This is a genomic window from Pseudomonas sp. TE3728, assembly GCF_056279145.1.
Genome location: NZ_JBWBQT010000001.1, coordinates 5,101,863 through 5,126,733, shown reverse-complemented (window position 1 = coordinate 5,126,733; position 24,871 = coordinate 5,101,863). Strand labels below are relative to the sequence as shown.

The 24,871-nt window shown below is 60.1% G+C and carries 18 protein-coding genes, 1 tRNA gene and 1 pseudogene; 5 read left to right on the top strand and 15 right to left on the bottom strand.

Annotated elements, in window-relative coordinates; translation table 11 throughout:
* The first annotated feature begins 24 nt into the window (after nucleotides 1-24).
* A complete protein-coding gene (locus ACZ89R_RS22375; RefSeq protein ID WP_429544550.1) occupies nucleotides 25-2,553 on the top strand; it encodes a PepSY domain-containing protein in 2,529 nt (842 codons plus the stop codon).
* A 139-nt stretch (nucleotides 2,554-2,692) separates the two neighbouring features.
* On the opposite strand, the gene ACZ89R_RS22370 is transcribed toward ACZ89R_RS22375, so the two are convergent.
* The 4 genes from ACZ89R_RS22370 to ptsP all read right to left on the bottom strand — a co-directional run bounded on the left by ACZ89R_RS22370 (nucleotide 2,693) and on the right by ptsP (nucleotide 9,952).
* The gene (locus tag ACZ89R_RS22370) at nucleotides 2,693-4,234 is read right to left on the bottom strand and encodes an alkaline phosphatase D family protein (RefSeq protein ID WP_429544551.1); all 1,542 of its coding nucleotides are present in this window, start codon (nucleotides 4,232-4,234) and stop codon (nucleotides 2,693-2,695) included.
* A gap of 164 nt (nucleotides 4,235-4,398) precedes the next feature.
* On the bottom strand, nucleotides 4,399-6,138 hold the full coding sequence (locus ACZ89R_RS22365) for a PTS fructose-like transporter subunit IIB (RefSeq protein ID WP_429544552.1): 1,740 nt from the start codon (nucleotides 6,136-6,138) through the stop codon (nucleotides 4,399-4,401).
* 11 nt (nucleotides 6,139-6,149) lie between these two features.
* Nucleotides 6,150-7,091, bottom strand: coding sequence for a 1-phosphofructokinase (pfkB, locus tag ACZ89R_RS22360; protein ID WP_429544553.1), 942 nt, complete (start codon nucleotides 7,089-7,091; stop codon nucleotides 6,150-6,152).
* On the bottom strand, nucleotides 7,091-9,952 hold the full coding sequence (gene ptsP, locus ACZ89R_RS22355) for a phosphoenolpyruvate--protein phosphotransferase (protein ID WP_429544554.1): 2,862 nt from the start codon (nucleotides 9,950-9,952) through the stop codon (nucleotides 7,091-7,093). The genes pfkB and ptsP overlap by 1 nt, the downstream gene beginning before the upstream one ends.
* A 300-nt stretch (nucleotides 9,953-10,252) precedes the next feature.
* On the opposite strand from ptsP, the gene cra reads away from it, so the two are divergent.
* Together cra and ACZ89R_RS22345 are read left to right on the top strand one after the other, a co-directional pair.
* Nucleotides 10,253-11,248: a catabolite repressor/activator gene (gene cra / locus ACZ89R_RS22350; protein WP_007900424.1), complete on the top strand. Its 996-nt coding sequence runs from the start codon at nucleotides 10,253-10,255 to the stop codon at nucleotides 11,246-11,248.
* 3 nt (nucleotides 11,249-11,251) lie between these two features.
* Nucleotides 11,252-12,031, top strand: a complete 780-nt coding sequence (locus ACZ89R_RS22345) for a TatD family hydrolase (RefSeq protein ID WP_429544555.1) — start codon at nucleotides 11,252-11,254, stop codon at nucleotides 12,029-12,031.
* Nucleotides 12,032-12,156: 125 nt separating this feature from the next.
* Here ACZ89R_RS22345 and ACZ89R_RS22340 read toward each other — a convergent pair whose 3' ends face one another.
* From ACZ89R_RS22340 to ACZ89R_RS22320, 5 genes and pseudogenes are all read right to left on the bottom strand, one after another.
* Nucleotides 12,157-12,861 carry a methyl-accepting chemotaxis protein gene (locus tag ACZ89R_RS22340; protein ID WP_476241498.1) on the bottom strand — a complete coding sequence of 235 codons (705 nt, stop codon included), beginning with the start codon at nucleotides 12,859-12,861 and terminating at the stop codon, nucleotides 12,157-12,159.
* A gap of 153 nt (nucleotides 12,862-13,014) precedes the next feature.
* Nucleotides 13,015-13,218, bottom strand: a pseudogene (locus ACZ89R_RS22335) (HAMP domain-containing protein); the annotation flags it as partial.
* Between the two features lie 1,183 nt (nucleotides 13,219-14,401).
* Entirely contained in the window at nucleotides 14,402-15,238 is an 837-nt protein-coding gene (gene ampE / locus ACZ89R_RS22330) for a regulatory signaling modulator protein AmpE (RefSeq protein ID WP_063341580.1), read from the bottom strand.
* A gap of 2 nt (nucleotides 15,239-15,240) precedes the next feature.
* Nucleotides 15,241-15,810, bottom strand: coding sequence for a 1,6-anhydro-N-acetylmuramyl-L-alanine amidase AmpD (ampD, locus tag ACZ89R_RS22325; RefSeq protein ID WP_429544556.1), 570 nt, complete (start codon nucleotides 15,808-15,810; stop codon nucleotides 15,241-15,243).
* Between the two features lie 64 nt (nucleotides 15,811-15,874).
* Nucleotides 15,875-18,082 carry a DUF1631 domain-containing protein gene (locus ACZ89R_RS22320; RefSeq protein ID WP_429544557.1) on the bottom strand — a complete coding sequence of 736 codons (2,208 nt, stop codon included), beginning with the start codon at nucleotides 18,080-18,082 and terminating at the stop codon, nucleotides 15,875-15,877.
* A gap of 364 nt (nucleotides 18,083-18,446) precedes the next feature.
* On the opposite strand from ACZ89R_RS22320, the gene nadC reads away from it, so the two are divergent.
* Nucleotides 18,447-19,295 (top strand): carboxylating nicotinate-nucleotide diphosphorylase, encoded by an 849-nt coding sequence (gene nadC, locus ACZ89R_RS22315; protein WP_429544558.1) that lies wholly within the window; start codon nucleotides 18,447-18,449, stop codon nucleotides 19,293-19,295.
* 51 nt (nucleotides 19,296-19,346) lie between these two features.
* Here the strand turns inward: nadC and ACZ89R_RS22310 are convergent, their stop codons facing one another.
* Nucleotides 19,347-19,652: a DUF6388 family protein gene (locus tag ACZ89R_RS22310; protein ID WP_429544559.1), complete on the bottom strand. Its 306-nt coding sequence runs from the start codon at nucleotides 19,650-19,652 to the stop codon at nucleotides 19,347-19,349.
* A gap of 303 nt (nucleotides 19,653-19,955) precedes the next feature.
* On the opposite strand from ACZ89R_RS22310, the gene ACZ89R_RS22305 reads away from it, so the two are divergent.
* Nucleotides 19,956-20,384, top strand: a complete 429-nt coding sequence (locus tag ACZ89R_RS22305; protein ID WP_429544560.1) for a hypothetical protein — start codon at nucleotides 19,956-19,958, stop codon at nucleotides 20,382-20,384.
* An 8-nt stretch (nucleotides 20,385-20,392) separates the two neighbouring features.
* Here ACZ89R_RS22305 and ACZ89R_RS22300 read toward each other — a convergent pair.
* The 5 genes from ACZ89R_RS22300 to rbfA all read right to left on the bottom strand — a co-directional run bounded on the left by ACZ89R_RS22300 (nucleotide 20,393) and on the right by rbfA (nucleotide 24,723).
* Nucleotides 20,393-20,468, bottom strand: a tRNA-Thr gene (locus tag ACZ89R_RS22300).
* A 244-nt stretch (nucleotides 20,469-20,712) separates the two neighbouring features.
* Complete coding sequence (pnp, locus tag ACZ89R_RS22295; protein WP_052965657.1) at nucleotides 20,713-22,818, bottom strand: polyribonucleotide nucleotidyltransferase; 2,106 nt, start codon at nucleotides 22,816-22,818, stop codon at nucleotides 20,713-20,715.
* Between the two features lie 195 nt (nucleotides 22,819-23,013).
* Nucleotides 23,014-23,283, bottom strand: coding sequence for a 30S ribosomal protein S15 (rpsO, locus tag ACZ89R_RS22290; protein ID WP_003177875.1), 270 nt, complete (start codon nucleotides 23,281-23,283; stop codon nucleotides 23,014-23,016).
* A 117-nt stretch (nucleotides 23,284-23,400) separates the two neighbouring features.
* The gene (truB, locus tag ACZ89R_RS22285; RefSeq protein WP_008067213.1) at nucleotides 23,401-24,318 is read right to left on the bottom strand and encodes a tRNA pseudouridine(55) synthase TruB; all 918 of its coding nucleotides are present in this window, start codon (nucleotides 24,316-24,318) and stop codon (nucleotides 23,401-23,403) included.
* A gap of 3 nt (nucleotides 24,319-24,321) precedes the next feature.
* Entirely contained in the window at nucleotides 24,322-24,723 is a 402-nt protein-coding gene (gene rbfA / locus ACZ89R_RS22280; protein WP_007900467.1) for a 30S ribosome-binding factor RbfA, read from the bottom strand.
* Between the last annotated feature and the right edge of the window lie 148 nt (nucleotides 24,724-24,871).

Sequence of the window (24,871 nt, the reverse complement as noted above, 5' to 3'; positions counted from 1 at the left end):
TTTTGAACGAACAAGGCGAGCGACGTGTTGAAGAAATCCCTGTTCCAGTTGCACTGGTTTTTCGGCATCAGCGCCGGACTGGTCCTGGCCCTGATGGGCATCACCGGGGCGGCGGTATCGTTCCAGGATGAAATCCTGCGGGCGTTGAACCCCTCTGTGCTGCACGTCGAAAAGCAGATTGCCGGCGTACTGCCGCCTGCCGAGCTGGTAGAAAAAATCGAAGGCGCTTCAGGCAAGAAAGTCTCGATGCTCTGGGTCGAGACCGACAGCGGCAACGCCGCGCGGGTGATCTTCACGGCGCCACCCGGTGAACGTCGCGGGCCGATGCGTTACTTCGACCCGTACACCGGCGAGTTCATGGGCGACGTCACCGGCCAGGATTTCTTTGGCCTGATGCTGCAACTGCACCGGGTCCTGGCCATGGGCGATATCGGCCGGCAGATCACCGGCGCTTGTACCCTGATTCTGCTGTTCTTCTGCCTGTCCGGCCTGTACCTGCGTTGGCCACGCCAGTGGAAAAGCTGGCGCGCCTGGCTGACCCTCGACTGGAGGAAAAAGGGACGCAGCTTCAATTGGGATTTGCATTCGGTGGCCGGCACCTGGTGCCTGGTGTTCTATCTTTTGGCAGCACTGACCGGGCTATCCTGGTCGTACGAGTGGTACAACAAAGGCCTGACCCGGCTGCTTTCCGATTCGCCGCAGAACGAACGGGTCCGCAGTGGTCGCGGTCCTGCGCCAAGCGGCCCGGCCCCCACTGCCGATTACGCGGCGATATGGAGCAGCATCTACAGCGCCGCCGGCCCAGGGCTTGCCTCCTACAACGTGCGTATGCCGCCCGTGGCCGGGCAACCGGCAACGGTGTTCTACCTGCTGAAGAATTCCCCCCACGACCAGGCACGGAACCAGCTCACCCTCGATCCGGCGACCGGCATCGTCAGCCGTCATGACCGCTACAGCGACAAGAGCCTCAAGGCGCAACTGCTGACCAGCATCTATGCGCTGCACGTCGGCAGTTATTTCGGGATGATCGGGCGGATTATCCTGACCATCGCCGCGCTGACCATGCCGCTGTTTTTCATCACTGGCTGGTTGCTGTACCTGGACCGTCGACGCAAGAAACGCCAGATCAAGGACGCCCGCAAAGGCCTCGCACAACCGGGCGGTGATGCACCGGCATGGCTGATCGGCTTCGCCAGCCAGAGCGGGTTCGCCGAACAACTGGCTTGGCAGACCGCCGGACAACTGCAGGCCGCCGGGTTGCCGGTGAAGGTTCAACCGTTGGCCAATGTCAGCGAACAGGACCTGCAGGATTCCAGCAACGCGCTGTTTGTGGTCAGCACCTTCGGCGACGGTGAAGCGCCGGACAGCGCCCGAGGATTCGAACGCAAAGTACTGGGGCGTGCGCTGAGCTTCGACAGTCTTAACTATGCCGTGCTCGGCCTCGGTGACCGTCAGTATCAACACTTCTGTGGCTTCGCCCGTCGCTTGCACACTTGGCTGGGCGAACACGGCGGCAAGACTTTGTTCGCCCCGGTGGAAGTCGACAGCGGCGACCCCTACGCCCTGCGCCACTGGCAACAGCAACTCGGCCTGCTGACGGGCCAGGCGCCGGTGGATACCTGGCAAGCGCCGAGCTACGACAACTGGACCCTGACCCGCCGCGAATTGATGAACCCGGACAGCAGTGGTTCGCCCGTGTATTTGCTCGGCCTCAGCGCCCCCACCACCAGCAGCTGGCTGGCCGGGGATCTGGTGGAAGTGCTGCCGCGCAATTGTCCGTGGGCCATCGAGCATTTCCTCGACGGCCTGGGGATCGACGGTCGGGCCACGGTTGAGTTCGATGGCCTGTCGCAAACGCTGGAACAAGCCCTGGCCAGCCGCCAACTGCCCGAGAACCGCGCGCATCTGGTCGGTCTGCATGCACAAGCGCTGGCAGACGCCTTGGTGCCGTTGGCCATGCGCGAATACTCCATCGCCTCGATCGCCGCCGACGGCGTGCTGGAATTGATCGTGCGTCAGGAATTGCATGCCGACGGCAGCCTGGGCGTTGGTTCCGGTTGGCTGACCGAACACGCGCCTGTGGGTAGCAGCATCAGTTTGCGGGTACGCCGCAACAGTGGTTTCCATCTACCGAACGAACCCGTGCCGATGATTCTGCTGGGCAACGGCACCGGGCTGGCCGGGCTGCGCAGTTTGCTCAAGGCGCGGATTGCCGACGGGCAGCAGCGTCACTGGCTGCTGTTCGGTGAGCGTCATCGCGAGCACGACTACCTATGCCGCGCGGAACTGGAAGAGTGGTTGATCAACGGTGATCTGACGCGACTGGATCTGGCGTTCTCGCGAGATCAGGCCGAGAAGATCTATGTGCAGGATCGCCTGCGCGAGTCTGCCGATGAATTGAAAAAATGGCTGGCCGATGGCGCCGTGATTTACATCTGCGGCAGTTTGCAGGGGATGGCTTCAGGGGTGGATCACGCGCTCAATGAATTGCTCGGCATTGAAGAAGTCGACCGCTTGATCGAACAAGGCCGCTACCGCCGCGACGTCTACTGACACCGCACAGCCAATGTGGGAGCGAGCCTGGTCGCGATGACGGTTTTACATTCAACAAATAAGTTGGCTGTCAGACCGTAATCGCGAGCAGGCTCGCTCCCACATTGGTTTGGTATCGTTCATGAAAAGCTTGCTGTCATCACACCGGCTGCAACTTACGCTCAAACACCCCCACCCCATCCAGATCCCGCAACACCACACTCATCTCCCCCGTCTGCCCATCGATGTTCACCTCGCCAAAAAACTGAAACCCGGCAAACGGCGAGGTGTTCTGCGCCGGTGGTGCTTTCTCGAACACCACTTCGGGGCCGAAGGTTTTATCCAGCGCATTTGGCCCGAAGCTTCCCGCATTCAACGGCCCCGCGACAAATTCCCAGAACGGTTCGAAGTCCTGAAACGTCGCGCGATCCGGGTGGTAATGGTGCGCCGCGCAGTAATGCACATCCGCCGTGAGGAATACGAAATTACGCACCTGCTGCGCCCGCAAAAAACCGAGTAATTCAGCGATCTCCACTTCACGGCCCTGAGCCGGGCCAGGGTCACCATTGGCCACCGCCTCCCACCGCGCCACACCGGGGCTGACTTCACCGTCGGGTACGCCGAGACCGATGGGCATGTCGGCGGCGATGACTTTCCATTGGGCTTGGGAGCCTTTCAATTCACGTTTGAGCCAGTCCAATTGTTCGCGACCGAGAAACGGTTTGGCCGCACCGAGGTTGTCGTCATTGGCTTCGCGATAACTGCGCATGTCGAGCACGAACACATCCAGCATCGGCCCATAACTCAGCTTGCGATAAATCCGCCCGCCGTCATCGGCACTCTGCAAGCGCATCGGCGCGTATTCCAGCCAGGCCTGACGCGCACGGCCCACCAGGCTGTGGATATCTTTGCTTTTGTAACGCTCATCCAGTTGTTTGCCCGGCGACCAGTTGTTCACCACTTCGTGGTCGTCCCACTGCCAGATCTGTGGGACCTCGGCATTGAAGCGGCGGATGTTTTCGTCCATCAGGTTGTAGCGGTAATTGCCGCGATAGTCGTCGAGGGTTTCGGCGACTTTGCTCTTGGCTTCGCTGGTGAGGTTGCGCCACACCCGGCCACTTTCGGTGGTCAGTTGCGCCGGCACCGGGCCGTCGGCGTAGATGGTGTCGCCGCTGTGGATAAAAAAGTCCGGCAGGCGCAGACGCATGGCTTCGTAGATGCGCATGCCGCCGATGTCCGGGTTGATGCCGAAGCCCTGTCCGACCGTGTCGCCGCTCCAGACAAACCGAATATCCCGCCGAGCGGTTGGCACACTGCGCAGATGACCGAACCAGGGTTCACTGGCGACACCGCTCTGGGCGTCTTCGAACGTCACGCGGTAGAAAATCGCCTGATCGGCGGGCAGGCCAGTGAGTTCGACCCGGGCGGTGAAGTCGGTGCGGGCATCGGCCAATGGCGAAACGAATCGACGAGGATTACTGAACAGGCTGCGGGTGTCCCATTCCACCACCATTCGCGCCGCACGGTCGCAACGGCTCCAGATGATCGCCCGGTCGCCCATCAGGTCGCCGGACTGCACGCCATCGGTGAGTTGCGGCCGATCCTTGACCGAAGCAATCACCGCCGGCGCCAGGCCGGGCATCAACAGCCCGGCCCCAACGGCTTGCATGACGCGACGGCGGCCGAGGTCGAATTCGCTCATGGTGTTCTCCCTGAAAAAGGAAAACTTAAGCATGGCTGTGTGAATCCGGCATGACACAAAAAGGATCGCAGCCTTCGGCAGCTCCTACAGGTTCGATGTGCGCCGCAATATCACGGTCGAACACAATCCCGGGTAGGAGCTGCCGAAGGCTGCGATCTTTTGATCTATGCCTTGACCGGTTCCAGCGCCAACTCCACCGTCTCAGGCCGTTTGAGCACCGAGTACGTCACCGCCGTCAGCAAACTCCCGGCCACGATCGCCAGCAGATACAACAGTGCATGGTTGATCGCATTCGGAATCAGCATCACGAACAACCCACCGTGGGGTGCCATGAGTTTGCAGCCGAAATACATCGACAACGCGCCGGTCAGCGCACCGCCGGCGATGCTTGCCGGAATAACCCGCAGCGGGTCTTTCGCCGCAAACGGAATCGCCCCTTCGGAGATAAAGCACAGCCCCAACACCAGTGCCGCTTTACCGGCCTCGCGTTCAGTCTGGGCGAACTTGCGCCGGGCGATGAGTGTGGCGATGCCCAGGCCAATCGGCGGCACCATACCAGCTGCCATGGTCGCGGCCATCGGTGCATAACTTTGCGACGCCAGCAGCCCCACCGAAAACGCGTAAGCGGCTTTGTTGATCGGCCCGCCGAGGTCGACGCACATCATGCCGCCCAGCAGCACACCCAGCAGAATGGCGTTGGTGGTGCCCATGCTGTCGAGGAAGTGCGTGAGCCCTGCAAGCATCCCGGCCACCGGTTTGCCGACCACGTAGATCATTACCAGACCGGTGAACAGACTCGCCAGCAACGGAATGATCAGGATCGGTTTCAGCGCCTCAAGACTTTGCGGCAAACGCGCATAACGGTTGATCGCCTGGGCGGCATAACCAGCGATGAAACCGGCAATGATCCCGCCGATGAAACCGGCACCCAGGGTGCTCGCCAGCAAACCACCGATCATCCCCGGCGCCAGGCCCGGGCGGTCGGCGATCGAGTAGGCGATATAGCCCGCCAGCAACGGCACCATCAGTTTGAACGCGGTGTCGCCGCCGATCTGCATCAGCGCCGCCGCGAGCGTGCCTTCCTCCTTGAACGCGGTGATGCCGAACACGAAGGACAAGGCAATCATCAGACCGCCCGCCACCACCATCGGCAACATGTACGAGACACCGGTCAGCAGGTGTTTGTAGATGCCGGTCTTCTCTTGCTTGGCCGGGCCTTTGGCGCCGGTCGAAGCGCTTTCCTGCTTGCCTTCGGCCAAGGCTTTGTTCAGCGTTGCTTCGGCCTGTTTCAGCGCAATGCCGGTGCCGCAACGGTAGATTTTCTTGCCAGCGAAACGCTCGGTGGCAACGTCAATATCTGCCGCCAACAGCACCACGTCAGCATCGGCAATCGCCTCTGCGCTGAGTGGATTGCGCGCGCCGACTGAGCCTTGGGTTTCCACTTGCAGATCGTAGCCCAGACGCTTGGCCGCTTGCTGCAAGGCTTCGGCGGCCATGAAGGTGTGGGCGACGCCGGTCGGGCACGCGGTGACAGCTACCAGGCGTGGCGCGCTTTTAACGGCAGCGGCAGGCTCGGCGGCGACTTCGGGCGCAATATAAACCTCAGCCTCCTCCACCCCACGACGCAGCACCGCTTCGACATCTTGCAGGGCCTGGGCCGGGGTACTCTGGAATACGCGTTTGCCGACGAATCGCGACATATCCACCGGCGCACTGGTGACCAGCAACACCCACTCGGCGGCTTCGATGGTCGCAGCCGACAGCTGGCGTTCGGGATGGGCCGCATCAACGACTTCGACACTGGTGCTCCAGCCTTGACGCTGGGCCGCTGCATCGAGCAGACGAGCGCACAGCACACTGGTGACCATGCCGTTCGGGCAGGCCGTAACAATGGCTAACTTCATTGCAAACCCTCTTATTGTTCTGTCAGGGGGCGCAGGCGCACGCCCTGTTCAAGGTGCGCCAGTTGCGCCGCATCGCCGATACCAAAACCGATCTGGGTAACGGCCATGGCCGCAATCGCGGTGGCGGTGCGCAAGGTTTGTTCGGGCGTATCGGCACTGAGCAAACCGTGCAGCATGCCCGCCAGCAACGAATCCCCCGCCCCAACGGTGCTGATCACGCTGACCTTGGGCGGCGTGGCATGCATGGCCGAGCCGACACTGAACCAGTTCACCCCGTCGGCACCGTCGGAAATCACCACGTGTTCGATGCCATGCGCATGCAAGCGGCTCGCCGCCTCGGCTTGGGCCCCCACGGAAACCACCTCGCAACCCAGCGCTTCAGCCAATTCTTCGGTGTTGGGTTTGATCAGCCACGGGCCGGCCGCCAGACCTGCGCGCAAGGCTTCACCGCTGGTGTCGAGCGCCACTTTCAAACCGCGCTTTTTCAAGCGCTGGATCAGTTCCCGCAACCACTGAGGATTCACGCCACGGGGCAGACTCCCGGCCACGACGACCGCGTCATGCCCTGGAGCAATCTGGTCGAGTCGATCGAGCAAAGCCTGCTGCGCCGCTTCACTGACCCTCGGCCCCGGGCCGTTGATGTCGGTGATGCGCCCATCGCTTTCCGCCAGTTTGATGTTGCTGCGGGTCTCGCCGGGAACGCGGACAAACGCGTCGGTAAAACCGCGTTTGGCAAACAGGGTTTCGAACGCCTGAAGGTTATCTTCCCCGAGAAAACCGCTGACGGTCAGCTGATGCCCGAGGTCGGCCAGCACCTGCGCCACGTTCACCCCTTTGCCGGCGGCGTGGGTGTGCATTTCGTCGCTGCGATTGACCTGACCGGGGGTAAGTAGCGGCAATTGGACGGTGAGGTCCAGCGCCGGGTTAAGGGTCAGGGTTAAGATCTTGGCCATTACAGGGCCTCCACTAATGCACGGACTTCGTTCGCGCTGCCCACGGCCAGGGCCTGTTGAGCAAGGGTTTGAGTCTGGGTCAGGCTGAGTTCACGAATGCGCGCCTTGACCTCGGCAATGCTGCGGCCCGACACGCTCAACTCATCCACACCCAGGCCCACCAGCACCGGTACCGCCAGCGGATCGGCCGCCAGTTCACCGCACACGCCGACCCACTTGCCATGAGCATGAGCCGCACGCACGGTGATGTCGATCAGTTGCAGCACCGCCGGATGCAAGCCGTCGGCCTGGGCCGACAAGGTCGGATGACCACGGTCGATGGCCAGGGTGTATTGCGTCAGGTCGTTGGTGCCGACGCTGAAGAAATCCACTTCCTTGGCCAGCACCGGCGCCAGCAAAGCGGCCGACGGCACTTCGATCATGATCCCCAGCTGCAGGTCCGCAACCGGGATTTCCAGGCGCAGACGTTCGGTTATGTCCCGAGCCTGACGCCACTCCTCGACGCTGCCGACCATCGGGAACATGATCCGCAATGGACGGTTATCGGCCGCTCGCAGCAAGGCGCGCAACTGCGCTTCCATGACCTGCGGGCGTTGCAGGGTCAGGCGAATGCCACGCACACCTAGGAACGGGTTTTCTTCTTTCGCGATCGGCCAGTACGGCAGCGGTTTGTCACCACCGACGTCGAGGGTGCGCACCACCAGCGGTCGACCGGCCAGGCCATCGAGCACACGACGGTATTCGACTTCCTGAGTCGCCTCGTCCGGCGCTTGCGAGTGGGCCATGAAAATCAGCTCGGTGCGCAGCAGGCCAATCCCTTCGGCGCCCTGCTCCACCGCACTGGTGACGCCAGCGCTTTCACCGATATTGGCGAACACTTCCACTGCGTGACCATCGGTGGTCAGCGCCGGTTGATGGCGTTGTTCGGCGGCGGCTTTCAGGCGCAGTTCGCGGGTGTCGCGCTCTTCGGTGGCGCGCTGCAAGGTCGCGGCATCGGCGTCCACGTGCAGGCGGCCACGTTGACCATCGATCAACAGCGGCGTGCCCGGCTTCAGCAGCAACACCGCAGCACCGGCGCCCACCAGTGCCGGAATACCCAAGGCACGCGCGACAATGGCGCTGTGGGCCGTGGCGCCACCGCGAGCGGTGAGGATGCCGGCCACACGCGTAGGATCAAGACGTGCCACGTCGGACGGGCCGACTTCGTCCATCACCAGAATGTACGGCTGCTCCGGCTCCGCAGGCGTTTCGACGCCACTCAATTGCGCCAGCACCCGACGGCCAATGTCGCGCAAGTCGGCGGCACGTTCGGCGAGCAAGGTGTCCTGCAGCGATTCCTGTTGTTTGGCGGCGGCTTCAATCACCGCCATCCACGCCGCTTCGGCGCTTTCGCCTTGCTTGAGACGGGTGTCGACTTCGTCGGTCAGTTCCGGGTCGTCGAGCATTTCCTGATGGGTGATAAAAATCTCGCGAATCGCTTTGGCCTTGCTGCGCTCGATCAGGCCTTCGATGTCGCGACGCACATCCGCCAACGCTTGCTTGAGACGTTCACGCTCGATGGCGGCGGACTCACCGCGCAGCGGGTAATCGATAACTTGCAGCACCTGAATATGCGCCGGGCCGATGGCGATACCCGGCGCGGCAGCAATCGCCTGAATCAGGCTGCCGGAGGCCGGTGCAAGCAGCACTTCGGCAACATCGGCGATCACTTCGCGATGTTGGCTCACTGCCGGCAGCGGCTCGACTTCTTCACCGAGGCCTTCTTCAATGGCCGCCAGCAAGGCGGGCAAGGCGTCGGCAGCGATGGTTGGTTCGGCGATGAATTCCAGCACCTGACCGCGACGGGCGCCGAGGCTGAGCAGTTTGCTCAAACTCTTCACCGACACCGCACTGTCGTGGCCATCGACGATGCGTACGCGGATTTCGCCTTCAAAACTTTTCGCCAGTTGCGCGAGGATCTTCGCCGGACGCGCATGCAAACCGTGGGCGTTGGCCAGGGCAATGCGTGCGCTCGGCCAATCCGCCGGCACTTCACCGCCGAGGACTTCCAGCACCGCGCGGCTGCTGGTGGCACGGCCCAGCTCATGACCACGGCCTTCGATCAGCAACGCGCAAAGGCGTTCGAGCAGCGCCTGATGGGCTTCACCGAGGCTGGCCAGGCAGAACAGACCGCTCAACGGCTGACCGAGGTAGCGCATGGGTTTGTCCGGGGTAACGAACGCCAGGCCCGGACGCTTCACCGTTTGTTCGCTGTGCAGCCACCACAGGCCATCGCCCAGCGGCAGCGCGTCGACCTGCTGCAAGACGCCGGCAAAACCGTTGCTCACGCAATCGGCCTGACGCAGCAAGCGGGCACCGCGCCAGACCAGTTCTTCGAAGTCATCGGCGGAGACTCCGAGGCCGATCATCTGTGCGTCCAGCGCCAACTCTTGCGGAGCGCCTTGCAGCAGTTTCAACAAGGCCTCGGCGGAACTAGCGCGACGCAGAGCCTGGCCCAGATCGGTTTCACCGAGGGCGCGGGTCAGCAGTTGCAGCAGGCGCAGGTGTTCATCGGATTTGGCGGCGATACCAATCGCCAGGTAAACGATCTGGCCATCACCCCAGTCCACGCCGTCAGGAAACTGCATCAGCCGCACGCCAGTGGAAAACACCAGGTCGCGGGTTTGCGGGGTGCCGTGGGGGATGGCAATACCTTGACCGAGAAAGGTCGAGCCCTGGGCTTCCCGGGCCTGCAAGCCCGCAAGGTAACCATCCGCCACCAGGCCATCGGTCACAAGTCGGTCAGCGAGTAATTGCAGGGCGGTGGCTTTATCCACAGCCGACTGGCCCATGGATATCTGCTCTATGGTGAGCTCGAGCATGCTTTCTCCTTTTTGGCGCCGTGTGACGCCAGGTATTGTTTTGATTGATTCAGCTTAGGCCCTTGGGAGCGCCTTTTCAGGGGCAGTTTTGGCGGTTTCGCGGCAGAACCGACCAAAGCGACCTATAACGTAGAAAATACGCCTGCTGAAACGTTTAATCTAGAATGTTAGGCACGTTACTCGATAATGTCTCATCCTTGAAGTCCAATTGTCGGATGTGCTGCCACAATGATCGCCTGCCGAATCGGGTAGGATTGGCGAAAATGCCGGGCACGCTCGAATAAACAAGGAAATACCGGGTTGAAACTCAGTGATATTGCACAGTTGGCCGGCGTCTCCGTGACCACCGCCAGTTATGTCATCAACGGCAAGGCCGAACAGCAACGTATCAGCAGCGCCACCGTCGAGCGCGTGCGAGCAGTTGTCGAACAACACGGCTTCACACCCAACCCTCAGGCCGCCGGACTGCGCAGTCGGCACACCCGCACCCTGGGCTTCATTCTGCCGGACCTGGAAAACCCCAGTTACGCGCGAATTGCCAAACTGCTGGAACAAGGCGCCCGGGCTCGCGGCTATCAGCTGCTGATCGCCAGCTCCGACGATGCGCCAGACAGCGAACGGCAATTGCTGCAACTGTTCCGCGCCCGCCGCTGCGATGCGCTGATCGTCGCCAGTTGCCTGCCGGCCGGCGATGACAGTTATCGCCAGTTGCAGGCCAAAGGCATTCCGATCATCGCCATCGACCGGGTGATGGAGCCTGAGCACTTTTGCTCGGTGATCAGTGACGACCGCGAAGCCAGTCTGCAGCTTACCCGCAGCCTGCTGGACCCGTTACCCAAGCAGATCGCGCTGATCGGTGCCCGTCCCGAATTGAGTATCAGCCAGGAACGGGCGGCGGGTTTCAAGGAAGCGCTGAACGGCTTCAAAGGCGAGGCGCTGATCGAACACGGCGAGTCGTTCAGCCGTGAGTGCGGCAAGCAATTGATGGAAGAATTGCTTCAGCGCCTGGGCCATTTGCCGGATGCGTTGGTAACCACCTCCTACGTGCTGCTTCAGGGCGTGTTCGATGCCTTGCATGACTTCCCGCTGAAAACCCGCCCGCTACGCCTGGGCACTTTCGGTGATACGCAATTGCTCGACTTCCTGCCGCTGCCGGTCAACGCCATGTCCCAACAGCATCAGCTGATCGCCGACAAGGCGCTGCAACTGGCGCTGGCGGCCATTGAACAGGCCGATTACCAACCCGGCGTGCAGGCCATCGCGCGGACCTTCAAGCAGCGAATTCATCAGGACTGAGCCGTGGAACTGATCGACACCCACACTCATCTGGATTTCCCGGATTTCGACGTGGATCGTCAGGCGCTGCTGGCCGAGAGCCGCGCCCTCGGCGTGCGGCGGATGGTGGTGCTGGGGGTTTATCAGGCCAATTGGCGGCGGGTCTGGGATCTGGTGCAAAGCGATCCCGATCTGCATGCGGCGTTCGGTTTGCACCCGGTGTATCTGGACGACCATCGCCCTGAGGATTTGACCGAACTCGGTGATTGGCTGACGCGTCTGGCGGGCCATCGGCAGCTATGCGCGGTGGGTGAGATCGGTCTGGACTACTTCATCGAAACCCTGGATCGTGAACGCCAGCAAGTGCTGTTCGACGCCCAACTGCAACTGGCGGCAGACTTCAATCTGCCGGCGCTGATTCATGTACGACGCAGCCATGCGGCGGTGATTGCCACGCTCAAACGGTTTCGCTTGAAACGCGCGGGGATCATTCATGCCTTCGCCGGTAGTCAGGAAGAGGCTCGCGAATACATCAAGCTGGGTTTCAAACTCGGCCTCGGCGGCGCCGCGACCTGGCCGCAGGCCCTGCGCATGCACCGTGTGCTCGCCGGTTTGCCCGTTGAGTCGGTGGTACTGGAAACCGACTCCCCGGACATGGCCCCCGCCATGTTTCCCGGCCAACGTAATAGCCCGGCTCATTTGCCGGCGATCTGCGCGGCACTGGCCGCCATCATGGCCGTCAGCCCCGAACGACTGGCTGCCGCCAGCACGGCCAATGCCTGTGAGCTGTTCAACTGGCGTTAGTCACCGCACACATCCCCTGTGGGAGCGAGCCTGCTCGCGATGGCGGTTTAACATTCGACATTGATGTCGCCTGATACACCGCTATCGCGAGCAGGCTCGCTCCCACATTTGTTCCGAGGTGCTTTTTAAACCCGGAACGCGCTGATCAATTGCTTGAGTTCCACCACCTGCGCCGACAACGCCCGGCTGGCATTTTCGGTCTGGTGCGCACCGTCGGCGGTGCGCTCACCGGCACGGTTGATCTCGACGATGTTCTGGTCAATGTCGTGAGCCACAGCAGTCTGCTGCTCTACCGCAGCGGCGATCTGCTGGTTCTGGTCGACGATCATGCCGACGGCACCGAGGATGTTTTCCAGCGCCTGCTGGACCTTTTCCGACTGCCCGACCGTGCCGTTGGCCATCTGATGGCTGGTGCCCATCGCCTTGACCGCCGCCCCGACACCGCTGTGCAGTTTGGCAATCATCTGCTCGATTTCTTCGGTCGATTGCTGGGTGCGTTTGGCCAGGGTCCGGACCTCGTCCGCCACCACCGCAAAACCACGGCCCTGCTCGCCTGCGCGCGCGGCTTCGATGGCCGCGTTGAGGGCCAGCAGGTTGGTCTGCTCGGCGATGCTTTTAATCACTTCCAGCACACGGCTGATGGATTGACTGTCGCTGGCCAGTTGATTGATCACCCGCACCGACTGATCGATCTCATTGGCCAGCGCAGCGATGCTGCCCTGCTGGGACTCCACCAGCCCGCGCCCGCTGATGGTCTCGTCGTTAACACTGTGGGCGCTGCTGACGGCCGCCGCGGCACTGCGCGCCACCTCCAGAGACGTGGCTGACATCTGGTTCATCGCGGTGGCGACCTGCTCGATCTGCGTGCGTTGCCCCGCTACCGCCTGATTGCTTTGGGCGGACACGTTTTCGACCTGGCCGGCCTGGCGCTCGACCTCACTGACGGTCTGGCCAACCCGCTCGATCAGGTCATGGATTTTCTTCACGGTGCCGGTGAACACCTCGCCCAACTCGCCCAGTTCATCGCGGCTGTTGGCGCTGAAGGTCACGGTCATGTCGCCGGCCGCCACTTTATCCATCACCGCGCCAAGCCGCTTGAGGGTGGTGCGGGTCGAGGCGTAAAAACCGCCATAAAGGTAAAAAATCAACACAAACACCACCGTCAGCGCCACTGCCTGCAGGATCATGTGGGTGCGGTGCTGCTCCAGCCGCTGCTGCAACTGGGTACCGAGAAACTTCAGGGTGGCTTCGTTGAGTTGGTAGGTCTGGTCGATCAGGCCTGTGACCTGATCGTAAAAGGCCTGCCACGGTGCATCGAGGGTATCAGCCATCACCACCTGCTCTTCGAACAGTTCACTGGCCTTTTTCAGAGAGGCCTTGCTGCTTTCTGCCTGGGCGGCCAGGGTTTCGTGCGCCGCTTTACTGGAGCCCAGAGCGTCCTGCAATTTCAGACCGTATTCGGCCTGAAGCTTTTCGATCTGCGCCAGTAACTCATCGAAACGGGTGCTCGACGCCGAATTGAGAAAGCCCTGCCCCAACGAGTAAGAACCCATCGCCCGGCCTTCACCGAGCGTCTGGGTGACAGCTGGCGTGACGTTGGTGATGAGTTCGCTCAGCTGGCGCATGTCGCTCTGGCTGTCGCGGCTCAGTCCGGCCTGACTGGCAATGATCTGGCTGAAAATCTGCGCGTTTCCGAGCAACTTGCCGATCAGCGCACTTTTGCTTTGCAGGGAGGTTTCCGTTTGCTGGGCCTTGAACGCGGCGATCATTTCATCGCGCTTGCCATCGAAAAAGGTGATTTGTTCCGGGTCAGTGGTCATCGCCGCCAGCCCTTGCAAACGGGTCAGCACGCTTTGCTCCAGAGCGCTGATATTCGACTCGACATGACCGGCCTTGCCGGACTGGCCAAGGGTGACGTTGATCTGCACCAGGTTGTTCAGGGTTTCCAGATCCCGGCGCAGGCTCAGGCCGCTGCCCAGCAGGTCGAGGCTCTGCAGCTCGACCCGTGTGCCCTGGAATTCGCGATAGGAATCGCGCACCAGATAGAAGTTGGTCACCAGCATCGGCACGAGGAACAGCACGCTGATCAGGCTGAACTTCATGCCGAAGCTCAGGCGGTTCATCAGCGCGACGGCGGGATAGAGCAAGCTCTTCACTGTGAAGTCTCCCTTTGAATTCTTATTTTTATGGCAGGCGCGCAGAGACAGCAGATAGCCACTATTGGCGCTATCTCTGTATAGCCTAAATCGGCGGAGGGTTTTGTAACTTAAGGTTAACGAAAAAGATCGCAGCCTTCGGCAGCTCCTACAGATTCACACGATCCCTGTAGGAGCTGCCGAAGGCTGCGATCTTTTCGATTCAAAGCAGAAATCAGGACAAAACAGTCCACAACGCAAACCCGGCATACCAAAGCACCGCAGCGCGCAGCAGCAGTTCCCAGATCCGGTCGAGGCTGTTGATACCGTCCGGCCCGACCATCGGCGCCGGAATTTCACCGGCCACCAACCCGACTTTCTCGATCAGTTGAGCGGCGCTGATGTTCCAGTTCAGCAGCTCGTGCAGCATCACCCGGCCGACCGCGACAAAGTTGCCGACCAGCGCAAAACTCGCTGCTAGCAGTCGCACCGGTACCCAATCGAATGCATGACGCAGCTGTGCCGCTCGCTCGACCACGGCCGGGTTCTGCCCGTGCTCCTCGGCCAGCGCCAGCAGTCGATAGCTCAACGCGGCAACCGGGCCCAGCAGGAAGTACCAGAAGATCACCGCGAAAAAGCTCTGATAGGCCTGCCACAGCAGATGCCCTTCAACTCGCTCCAGCAGTTGCTCGCCGCTGTCGGCGCAAATATTCAGGTCGCGTTTGGCCACATGAGCGGCGGCTTGCAGGTCTTCCCGGCGCCAGGCATCGCGAAACGGCCCGAGGCCGGCCAGCAGATCACCTCGGCCCAGACTGTAAATCACCACCAGCAGGTGCACCGGTAACGCCAGCAAACCGTAGGCTACCGGCTCCAGCACCACCAACAGCAAACCCAGCAGCGCCACCGGCAACAACACCAGCACCACCAGTATCAGCCACGGACGATTTGTCATGCGTGGGTTGGCTTCAAGCTTGTTCAGCTCGCGCACCCAACCGCCATCACGTTGAACCTGATGGCGCAGGGCCGAGAACTTCTCGATCCACACCGCCAACAGCAGCACCAGAAAACTCATTGTTACTCCTTTTTTTCCAGAGCAGCTTTTGCCAGAGCCACACGATAGCGTGCCCAGTCAAACGCCGGTCCCGGATCAGTCTTGCGCCCGGGTGCGATGTCGCTATGCCCGCAGATGCGTTGTGCGGTGATATCCGTAAAGGCGCTTTGCAGCTGTCGGGTCAGGGCCGTCAACGCTTGATATTGGGCGTCGGTGAACGGCAGATCATCCGTGCCTTCGAGCTCGATGCCCACGGAAAAATCGTTACAGGTTTCCCGTCCTTCGAAACACGAGACGCCAGCATGCCAGGCGCGCTCAAGACAAGAGACAAACTGAGTGACGGTGCCGTCACGTTCAATCAGAAAGTGCGCAGACACCCGCAGGTCGGCGATTCCTGCATAGTAGGGATGTTCCGTGACATCCAGACGATTCTGGAAAAATTCCTGCACCTTGCCGGTCAGAAACTGCGCTGGCGGCAGACTGATGTTGTGGATCACCAGCAGGGAAATTTCGCCCTCGGGGCGCGCATTGAAGTTGGGCGAGGGGCATATGCGCACGCCCTGACACCAACCGCTCGCGGGGTCCAACTGCATACAGGTTCCTTCAACGACGACTGTGTTGGTGCCCAGTATGCCGCGATAGACCCTCGGCGCGCGATCACTTGCCGCGATTGAGACGCCGCAGGTTGCCCAACACCGACTCCAGCGCCCGGTCGAACAGCAAGGTGTCGTCCAGCGTTCGCACCGCGCCACGCCGAAACTCCAGGGCCAGACCGGTGCGACTGTGCTCCAGCACTTTCATCCCGGTACGGTTGACGAAGATGTACTTGCCGGTGGCTTCAATGATCGCCGCCAGCTTGCAGCGCAGGGTGTTTTCCTCATCTTCCTGAAACTCGACCCAGCAGCCCAGGCGCAACTGATCGACTTGAAGCAAAGCGACATCGTCCTGTGGCAAACGCATCGATGCGGTCTCGACCGGGCCTTCGTCAGCGCTGCGAAGCACGATTTGCTGCTGCACCTGGACCATCATCGGTGCGTCAACAGCCATGCTTTTCTGGCCCGGACGTTCGAACAGCTGCACATGCAAAGCTTCCAGCTTGCTGAAAAACTCGCCGGTGGCGAACGGATCGAATGCCGAGCTGTTCAAACCATCGCGCAACGACTTGAGCAACCCCGGTACCAGCGACAACAAGCGCAGACTCGCGTCGGGCTCGTCATGGCGTTGCACGCTCCAGATCAGTTGCGCCATGGTCTGCACATCGGCGTGCCATTCGGCGGACTGATCACCGTGCTTGAGGCAGGTCAGCAACAGCACCTTGCTCCAGGCCTCCTGGACAAACGCCACCACACTGTGCGGCAGCACCTTGCCCACCAACGCCTGGTTCAGCGCTTGCTCGACCCGTTGACGCGCCAGTTCGGTCCTGGCGCGGCCTTCTTCGGCGTCACGGGTGCGCTGCTCGAGTAATTCGCTGCGACGGCGCTCGTCACTGGTGAAGGCGAGAAAATCCGCCAGCAATTCGGAAAAGATTGCCGGGTCATCGACAAAGTCGTTCAACAAGCGCTGCACCACTTGCTCGATGCGCAGGTACAGGCTGTCGCGCTCATGGTCATCGCACTCGCCCCAGCCCATGGCTGCAGCGGCGATTTCGTTGAGTAAACGCCGGGCCGGATGGCTGCTGCGGCTGAAGAAGCTCTTGTCGAGCACCGCGACTTTCAGCATCGGGATCTGCAAACGGCCGATCAGCGCCTTGAGCGAGTCCGGCAGGTTACGGTCATCGAGGATGCATTCGAAGAGCATGGCGATCAGGTTGATCACGTCTTCGTCGGCCACCCCCACCACGCGCGACTTGCCGCTTTTGACACTGCCCCGGGTCAGCAGTTGTTCGAGCTGGTTACGCAGATCGAAGTCGTCTGGAGCCGCCAGCGCCGGTACGTATTGCTGCAAATGCGAGAGCAGGCGCAGCAGGTCGCGGGTTGAGATGGGCTGGGTCTGGGCGCTGACCTCCAGGGTCGGCGCAACGCTGCCACGCACGTGGAACAGCAATTCCTGCAAGGCGGCGAAAACTTCCTGCACGCCTTCGTCAATCTGCGTATTGCCAGTTCGCACGCCTGTCTCGGCGGGGTCAGCACGAACACTCGCAGCCGCCCGATCGGTGGCACGCCGCGTCGGGGCGGGCTTGAGGTCCGGCAGCACGCCGGTGGCGATCAGCAGTTGATTGGCTTCGGCGTAGAGCTGATCAGCATTGCTGAGCACATAGCGTTCGAACAGCTTGAGAATGATCAGCTTGACCTTGATCTCCATCCCCAGGTTGCGCCCGGCCTGCAAGAAATACTCGCAGAGCAGCGTCGGCCCCAGGGGGTTGTGCTGTTCGACCAGCGTCTTGCTCAACAGTGTGCTGAGTCGGGCGGTAAGCTGGTCGAGGGCGAAACCGTCGCGGTTCAGCACTTTGCCGACCATGGCCTCCACTGCCACGTTGCGCTCCATGTCGTCATTGGGCATCGCTGCCGAGGCATCGAAAACCAATGCCCGGGGCAAGGCAGCCGGGGAAATGTCGTACCGCGCGAGGCTAACGAAGGCCTCGAAGAATTGCTCAAGAAAACCGCGTTCGATGCTTTTGCGCTTGAGGCGCAAATCGCGCATGGCTTCGAAGAAGATGTTTTGCTCGACGTCGTTGCGGGCGCGGTCGGCCATTTCGAACAGGGTGTCGTCGGCGTTATCGAACAGCGCCTGCAAACCTTGCTTGAGCTGTTGAGCAGCCTTGTCGCGAACCTGAAGCAGAATCACGGGCAGGCGGGCGAGCGGCGAGTGAGTCGCCTGGTCGGTAGCGGCCTTGTGCAAAGGCACTACATTCCCGTCGTTGTGCATCCAAGCCTCCTGAAACGGTGATTCTTCGGTTCGGTTCGTAAGAAAGATCGAGTACGCCGGCCATACAGCCGACACTCAACGGGGACAGTCACCACCCGTTGTCATTCAATAGTAAGGAATCCAAAGCTACGTCAAAGCTATGACGTCAAATGCAAGGCGGATTATCTGCAAAAGACCTTCTTTGTGCCAGCAGACTCTGCCCTTCCCCAAGAAATAGACGTTATGAGAGAGACCTTTGCTTAGCACTGATCGCTCGCGCCAATCGACCAAATGCAGGTTTGCTAACGATGGAATGGTCGTTGATGCCTTGGGTTGCCTCGCAGCATGGCCCTATAATCGGGCCACTTTGTTTGTGGAGCCCGTTATGCCGAATCTACGTCTCGCCGATTTGACCGCCGAAATCGAAGCCAACGTGCGCCGTGCGTTGCTCGAGGACATCGGCAGCGGCGACATCACCGCGCAACTGATCCCGGCCGAACGCCTGGCCAAAGCCACCATCATCACCCGCGATCAGGCTGTCATTGCTGGCACCGCGTGGGTGGATGCGGTTTTCCGGCAACTGGACCCTCGGGTTGCCGTTCACTGGCAGGTGCGCGACGGCGAACGGGTGAAACCCAATCAGGTGTTGTTCCATCTCGAAGGCCCGGCGCGCTCGCTGCTGACGGGTGAACGCAGTGCTCTTAATTTCCTGCAATTGCTGTCTGGCGTGGCCACTCGCGCGCAGTACCTGGCCGATTTCGTCGCCGAGACCCAGGTGAAGTTGCTCGACACCCGCAAAACCCTGCCGGGGCTGCGCCTGGCCCAGAAATACGCCGTAACCTGCGGCGGTTGCCACAATCATCGCATCGGCCTGTATGACGCCTTCCTGATCAAGGAAAACCATATCGCCGCCTGCGGTGGCATTCCTGAAGCTATCAACGCCGCACACAAGATCGCCCCGGGCAAACCGGTGGAGATCGAAGTGGAAAGCCTGGAGGAACTGAAGGAAGCACTGGCGGCCGGTGCCGACATCATCATGCTCGATGAGCTGAGCCTGGATGACATGCGCGAAGCCGTGCGCTTGAACGCCGGCAAGGCAAAACTGGAGGCTAGCGGCGGGATCAACGAAAGCACGCTGCTGCCAATTGCCGAAACCGGGGTGGATTATATTTCGATTGGTGCGATGACCAAGGATGTGAAGGCTGTGGACCTGTCGATGCGTCTAAGTCTCTGATCACGCCGTTGATAATAAAAAATGCCAGCCTGATAAAGGCTGGCATTTTTTTTAGACCACCAGATTATTCATCTCGCAGTACTCTTCCCACTCGACGCCCAAAACCTCGGCCGCCTCCTTGTGCAGCGCCAGGCGCGTAGCCTCGTACTCTTCCGGGCTTGAGGTGTACTTGAGCGTCAGTTCCCACGGCTGCAAGCCCTGAGCTTCCGCCTCATCCTCGAACGCCCACTGGATCTGGTCTTTCTGATCGTCGGCTGGCAAGTCCTTGATCTCTTCGGCCAACTGAGGCGACTCAAGCAGGTACTTTTCAAGTGCTTCTTCGTTTCTGGCTTCTTGGGTCAATTCTTTAACGGTCATGGCGTTCTCGCTGATCTGGGGAATGGAAGATGGATCTGGATCATCAAGGATCTCTCTGACGCAGAAAAACCGTTTGAAGCCCGGTTTGTCTGGCCTTCAGAACCATTCGGGATCATCTGAAAACTGCTGGGCGATGCTCATGCAGACAACGAATATAGGACGTTTTGTCGATGAATTACACGGGTCTTTACATCTATCCCATAAAAAGCCACGTGCATAAGGAGCAGGAGGCTTTAGGAACATAAGTTGAAATCCAAAGTCATAGCGATGTGCCATATCGGCACTTCACAAGGAACCCCAGTGATGCGCAGTTTTTCGAAGCTTTTGTCTGCCCAGCTTGCCACCGCTACCCTGCTGCTTGGCAGCCTGACATTGGCCAGTGCCGCTCAAGCGGCTGTCGAAGTCACCTCTGCCCCTGCGTTGTACTCCGACAAAATCTGCGCCCTCCACAATTCGTTCGGCAAGGACACACTCGTCAGAACCAGCGTCAGCATCGATGATCTGGAGAGCCTGCAAAAAACCGTGAAGGCCAATGCCACCGAACTGGAAAGCCAGAAGCGCACCCTCAGCGAACAGGCCCGTCAGATCGAAGAACTCAAACGCAACAACGGCTCCAGCTCAAGCTCGAACAACAGCGAAATCTCGAGCCTCAAACGGGAAATCAGTGATCAGGAGCGCGCGATGGATCAGCTCAAGCGCACTGTTGAGGATTTGAGCAGAAAGGTGAAATAAGCGAGAAGTGGTGCCCGAGACAGGAATCGAACCTGCGACCTTCGCGTTACGAGTGCGCTGCTCTACCGGCTGAGCTACACGGGCTGTGGGCTAAACCTAGCACTGGCTTCGGGGTCCGGCAACTTGGCGCACCGCAAAATCAAAAGATCGCAGCCTGCGGCAGCTCCTACAGCTTCGATGTACGCCGCCATATCGTGGTTGAACACAATCTTGGGTAGGAACTGCCGAAGGCTGCGATCTTTTGATCTTTCTGCACACAAAAAAATGCCCCGCCGTTTTCACGGCGGGGCATTTTTTATAACGTTGAAGCGGTCAGGCGTGGGAGTGATTAAACACCCGAAGCCTTGGCTGCTGCTACGTCTTTGATGGACAGCTTGATACGGCCGCGGTTGTCCACGTCCAGTACCAGTACTTCCACTTCCTGGCCTTCTTTCAGGATGTCGGTCACTTTCTCAACGCGAGCATCGCTTAGCATCGAGATGTGAACCAGACCGTCCTTGCCCGGCAGGATGTTGACGAATGCGCCGAAGTCGACGATGCGCTCAACCTTACCGACGTAGATCTTGCCGATCTCGGCTTCCGCGGTGATGCCCAGAACGCGCTGACGGGCAGCTTCTGCAGCTTCCTTGGTTTCGCCGAAGATCTTGATCGAACCGTCGTCTTCGATATCGATCGAAGCCTTGGTTTCTTCACAGATCGCACGAATGGTCGCGCCGCCTTTACCGATGACATCACGGATTTTGTCGGTGTCGATTTTCATCGCGATCATGGTCGGAGCGTTTTCCGACAGTTCGGTACGCGACTGGCCAATGATCTGGTTCATCTGACCGAGGATATTCAGGCGCGCTTCCAAGGCTTGGCCCAGAGCGATTTCCATGATTTCTTCGGTGATGCCCTTGATCTTGATGTCCATCTGCAGCGCGGTAACACCTTTGGCGGTACCGGCTACTTTGAAGTCCATGTCGCCGAGGTGATCTTCGTCGCCCAGGATGTCGGTCAGGACAGCGAATTTCTCGCCTTCTTTAACCAGACCCATGGCGATACCGGCAACTGGTGCCTTCATCGGAACGCCAGCATCCATCAGAGCCAGGGAAGCGCCGCAGACCGAAGCCATGGAGCTCGAACCGTTGGACTCGGTGATTTCCGACACCACACGGATGGTGTACGGGAACACGTCGGCAGCAGGCAGCATGGCCTGAACCGAACGACGAGCCAGACGGCCGTGACCGATTTCACGACGACCAGCGCCACCCATGCGACCACACTCACCTACCGAGAACGGAGGGAAGTTGTAGTGCAGCATGAACGGGTCTTTTTTCTCGCCTTCCAGGGTGTCCAGCAGTTGTGCGTCACGGGCGGTGCCCAGCGTCGCGACTACCAGGGCCTGGGTTTCGCCACGGGTGAACAGTGCCGAACCGTGGGTCTTCGGCAGAACGCCGACTTCGATGTTCAGCGGACGTACGGTCTTGGTGTCGCGACCGTCGATACGTGGCTTGCCGTTAACGATGTTTTCGCGAACGGTGCGGTATTCGATTTCACCGAAAGCCGCTTTGACTTCAGCGGAGGTCGGCTGACCTTCTTCACCGGACAGATTGGCAACAACCTGGTCTTTCAGCTCGCCCAGACGCGCATAACGGTCGGCTTTGACGGTGATGGTGTAAGCCTGGGAGATCGCTTCGCCGAACTCGGCACGGATAGCACCCAACAGTGCGGTGGCTTCTGGCTGTGGAGCCCAGGTCCAGGTTGGCTTGGCGGCTTCAGCAGCCAGTTCTTTAACGGCGTTGATTACCACCTGGAACTCGTCGTGAGCAAACAGTACTGCGCCCAGCATCTGGTCTTCGGTCAGCTCTTTGGCTTCCGATTCAACCATCAACACGGCTTCCGAAGTACCGGCAACGACCATGTCCAGGCTCGAAGCTTTCAGTTGTTCGTAAGTCGGGTTCAGCAGGTAGCCGGTGCTTTCATGGAAAGCAACGCGGGCAGCGCCGATCGGGCCATCGAAAGGAATGCCGGAGATGGCCAGCGCAGCCGAGGTACCGATCATCGCAGCGATGTCCGGATCGGTTTTCTTGCTGGTGGAAACGACGGTGCAGACAACCTGCACTTCGTTCATGAAGCCTTCCGGGAACAGCGGACGGATCGGACGGTCGATCAGTCGGGAAGTCAGGGTTTCTTTCTCGGAAGGACGGCCTTCACGCTTGAAGAAACCGCCAGGGATCTTACCGGCAGCGTAAGTCTTTTCCTGGTAGTGAACGGACAGAGGGAAGAAGCCCTTGCCTGGATCGGCTTGTTTGGCACCGACAACGGTCACCAATACGCTGACGTCGTCGTCAACGGTGACCAATACTGCGCCGGAGGCCTGACGGGCGATACGGCCAGTCTCGAGGGTAACGGTCGACTGACCGAACTGGAATTTTTTGATTACCGGGTTCACGGTGTCCTACCTTCTTTTGTGGCTCTTGGGGAACTTGTCTTCTTGCGAAATTCTTGGGCAATGTCGGGAATCGGCCCAACGCCTGTCCAGGGTAAAACGACTATCCAGATAAAACTTGAGGCTGGGAGCCTGCCATGTACCGGCGGGAAACCCGCTGGCACACAGCAAACAACCAACCTCTAGCGCAATCGCTTATTAGCGACGCAGACCCAGGCGACCGATCAGAGTCTGGTAACGACCCAGATCCTTGCCTTTCAGGTAGTCCAGCAGCTTACGACGCTGGTTTACCATGCGGATCAGACCACGACGGGAGTGGTGATCTTTACCGTTGGCCTTGAAGTGACCTTGCAGCTTGTTGATGTTGTGGGTCAGCAGTGCAACTTGCACTTCTGGCGAACCAGTGTCACCAACAGCTTGCTGGTAGTCAGCTACGATTTGAGCTTTTTCTTGAACGTCGAGAGCCATGAGGCAATCCTTTTATCAGGAAACTGTTTCAAAGAAACAGCTTCAACAGGCCAGGGACAAATCCCTGTATCTATAAATGAGTAGTGACCGTGCCTGTTAACAGCCACACTCGTCCGGTCATTCTGACCGAATCAGTCGACGCGGCGCGATGCGCCCGTCTTCGCTCACTTCACCGATACCGATGAAGCGACCGTTGTGATCCTGTACCCGTACCATGCCGAATTTCGGTGCATCCGGGGCGCGTACCGGTTGGCCGTTAAGCCAGTAGAACGCGCTGTGCTCCGAGAAATGCAACAGTGGCCAGTCCAGCAGGCCGCTGTCCGAGGGCATCAGAAAGCGGTCGACCGCTTCGTTGCCGCCTTCGGCATGTACCGCTTCAAGCTCTTCCAGAGTGACGGTCTGTGCAAGCGTGAAAGGCCCGGCCTGGGTACGTCGCAATTCAGCCACGTAAGCGCCACAACCGAGTTGCTCACCGATATCCTCCACCAGGGTGCGGATATAGGTGCCTTTGCTGCAATCCACCGCAAGCCGCGCAGTATCACCCTCAAAGGCCAGTAATTCCAAGCGCGCAATAGTAACAGAACGCGGTTCGCGCTCCACTACTTCGCCTGCACGGGCCAGCTTGTACAGCGGCTGCCCATCACGCTTGAGCGCCGAGTACATCGGCGGTATCTGACTGATTTGCCCACGAAATTTCGGCAGCACAGCTTCGATATCGGCGCGACCAACGGTCACCGGGCGCTCCAGCAAAACTTCACCTTCGGCATCGGCCGTGGTGGTGGTCTTGCCCAGTTGCGCCAGGGTTTCATAAGCCTTGTCGGAATCGAGCAAGTATTGCGAGAACTTGGTGGCCTCGCCAAAGCACAACGGCAGCACGCCGGTGGCCAGCGGATCGAGACTGCCGGTGTGCCCGGCCTTCTCGGCATTGAGCAACCAGCGAACCTTCTGCAATGCCGCGTTGGAGGTGAACCCCAGCGGCTTGTCGAGCAGAATGATGCCGCTGACGTTACGACGGATACGTTTGACCTGAGCCACCGATTACTCCTTGGCGTCTTCGGGTTCAGCCGCTACCGGGTGCTGATTGTCTTCAGCCACCGCACGCTCGATCAGGGCCGACAGGTGCGCGCCACGCACGACGCTTTCGTCGTAATGGAAGTGCAACTGCGGAACGCTGCGCAACTTCATTTCGCGAGCCAACTGCATACGCAGGAAACCGGCGGCTGAGTTGAGCACCTTGATGCTTTGCGCGATGTCGTCGCGGCTGTCCTGGCCCATCACGGTGATGAAGATCTTGGCGTGACCGACGTCACGGCTGACTTCAACAGCGGTAATGGTGACCAGGCCGACGCGCGGGTCTTTGACTTCACGACGGATCAACTGTGCCAGCTCACGCTGCATCTGATCGCCGATACGTTGGGTACGGCTGTATTCTTTTGCCATGTCTTGTTACCTGTTACTGCCCCACGGTGAAACCCGAGGGGTCTGAAAGCGGCAAACGCCCGGCCTGACAAAAGCCAGACCGGGCGTTGCGTTTAGAGTCCGGACGTTGCGCCGCGCATCTGCATGCGGCGGCTCATCGTGGCCCTTG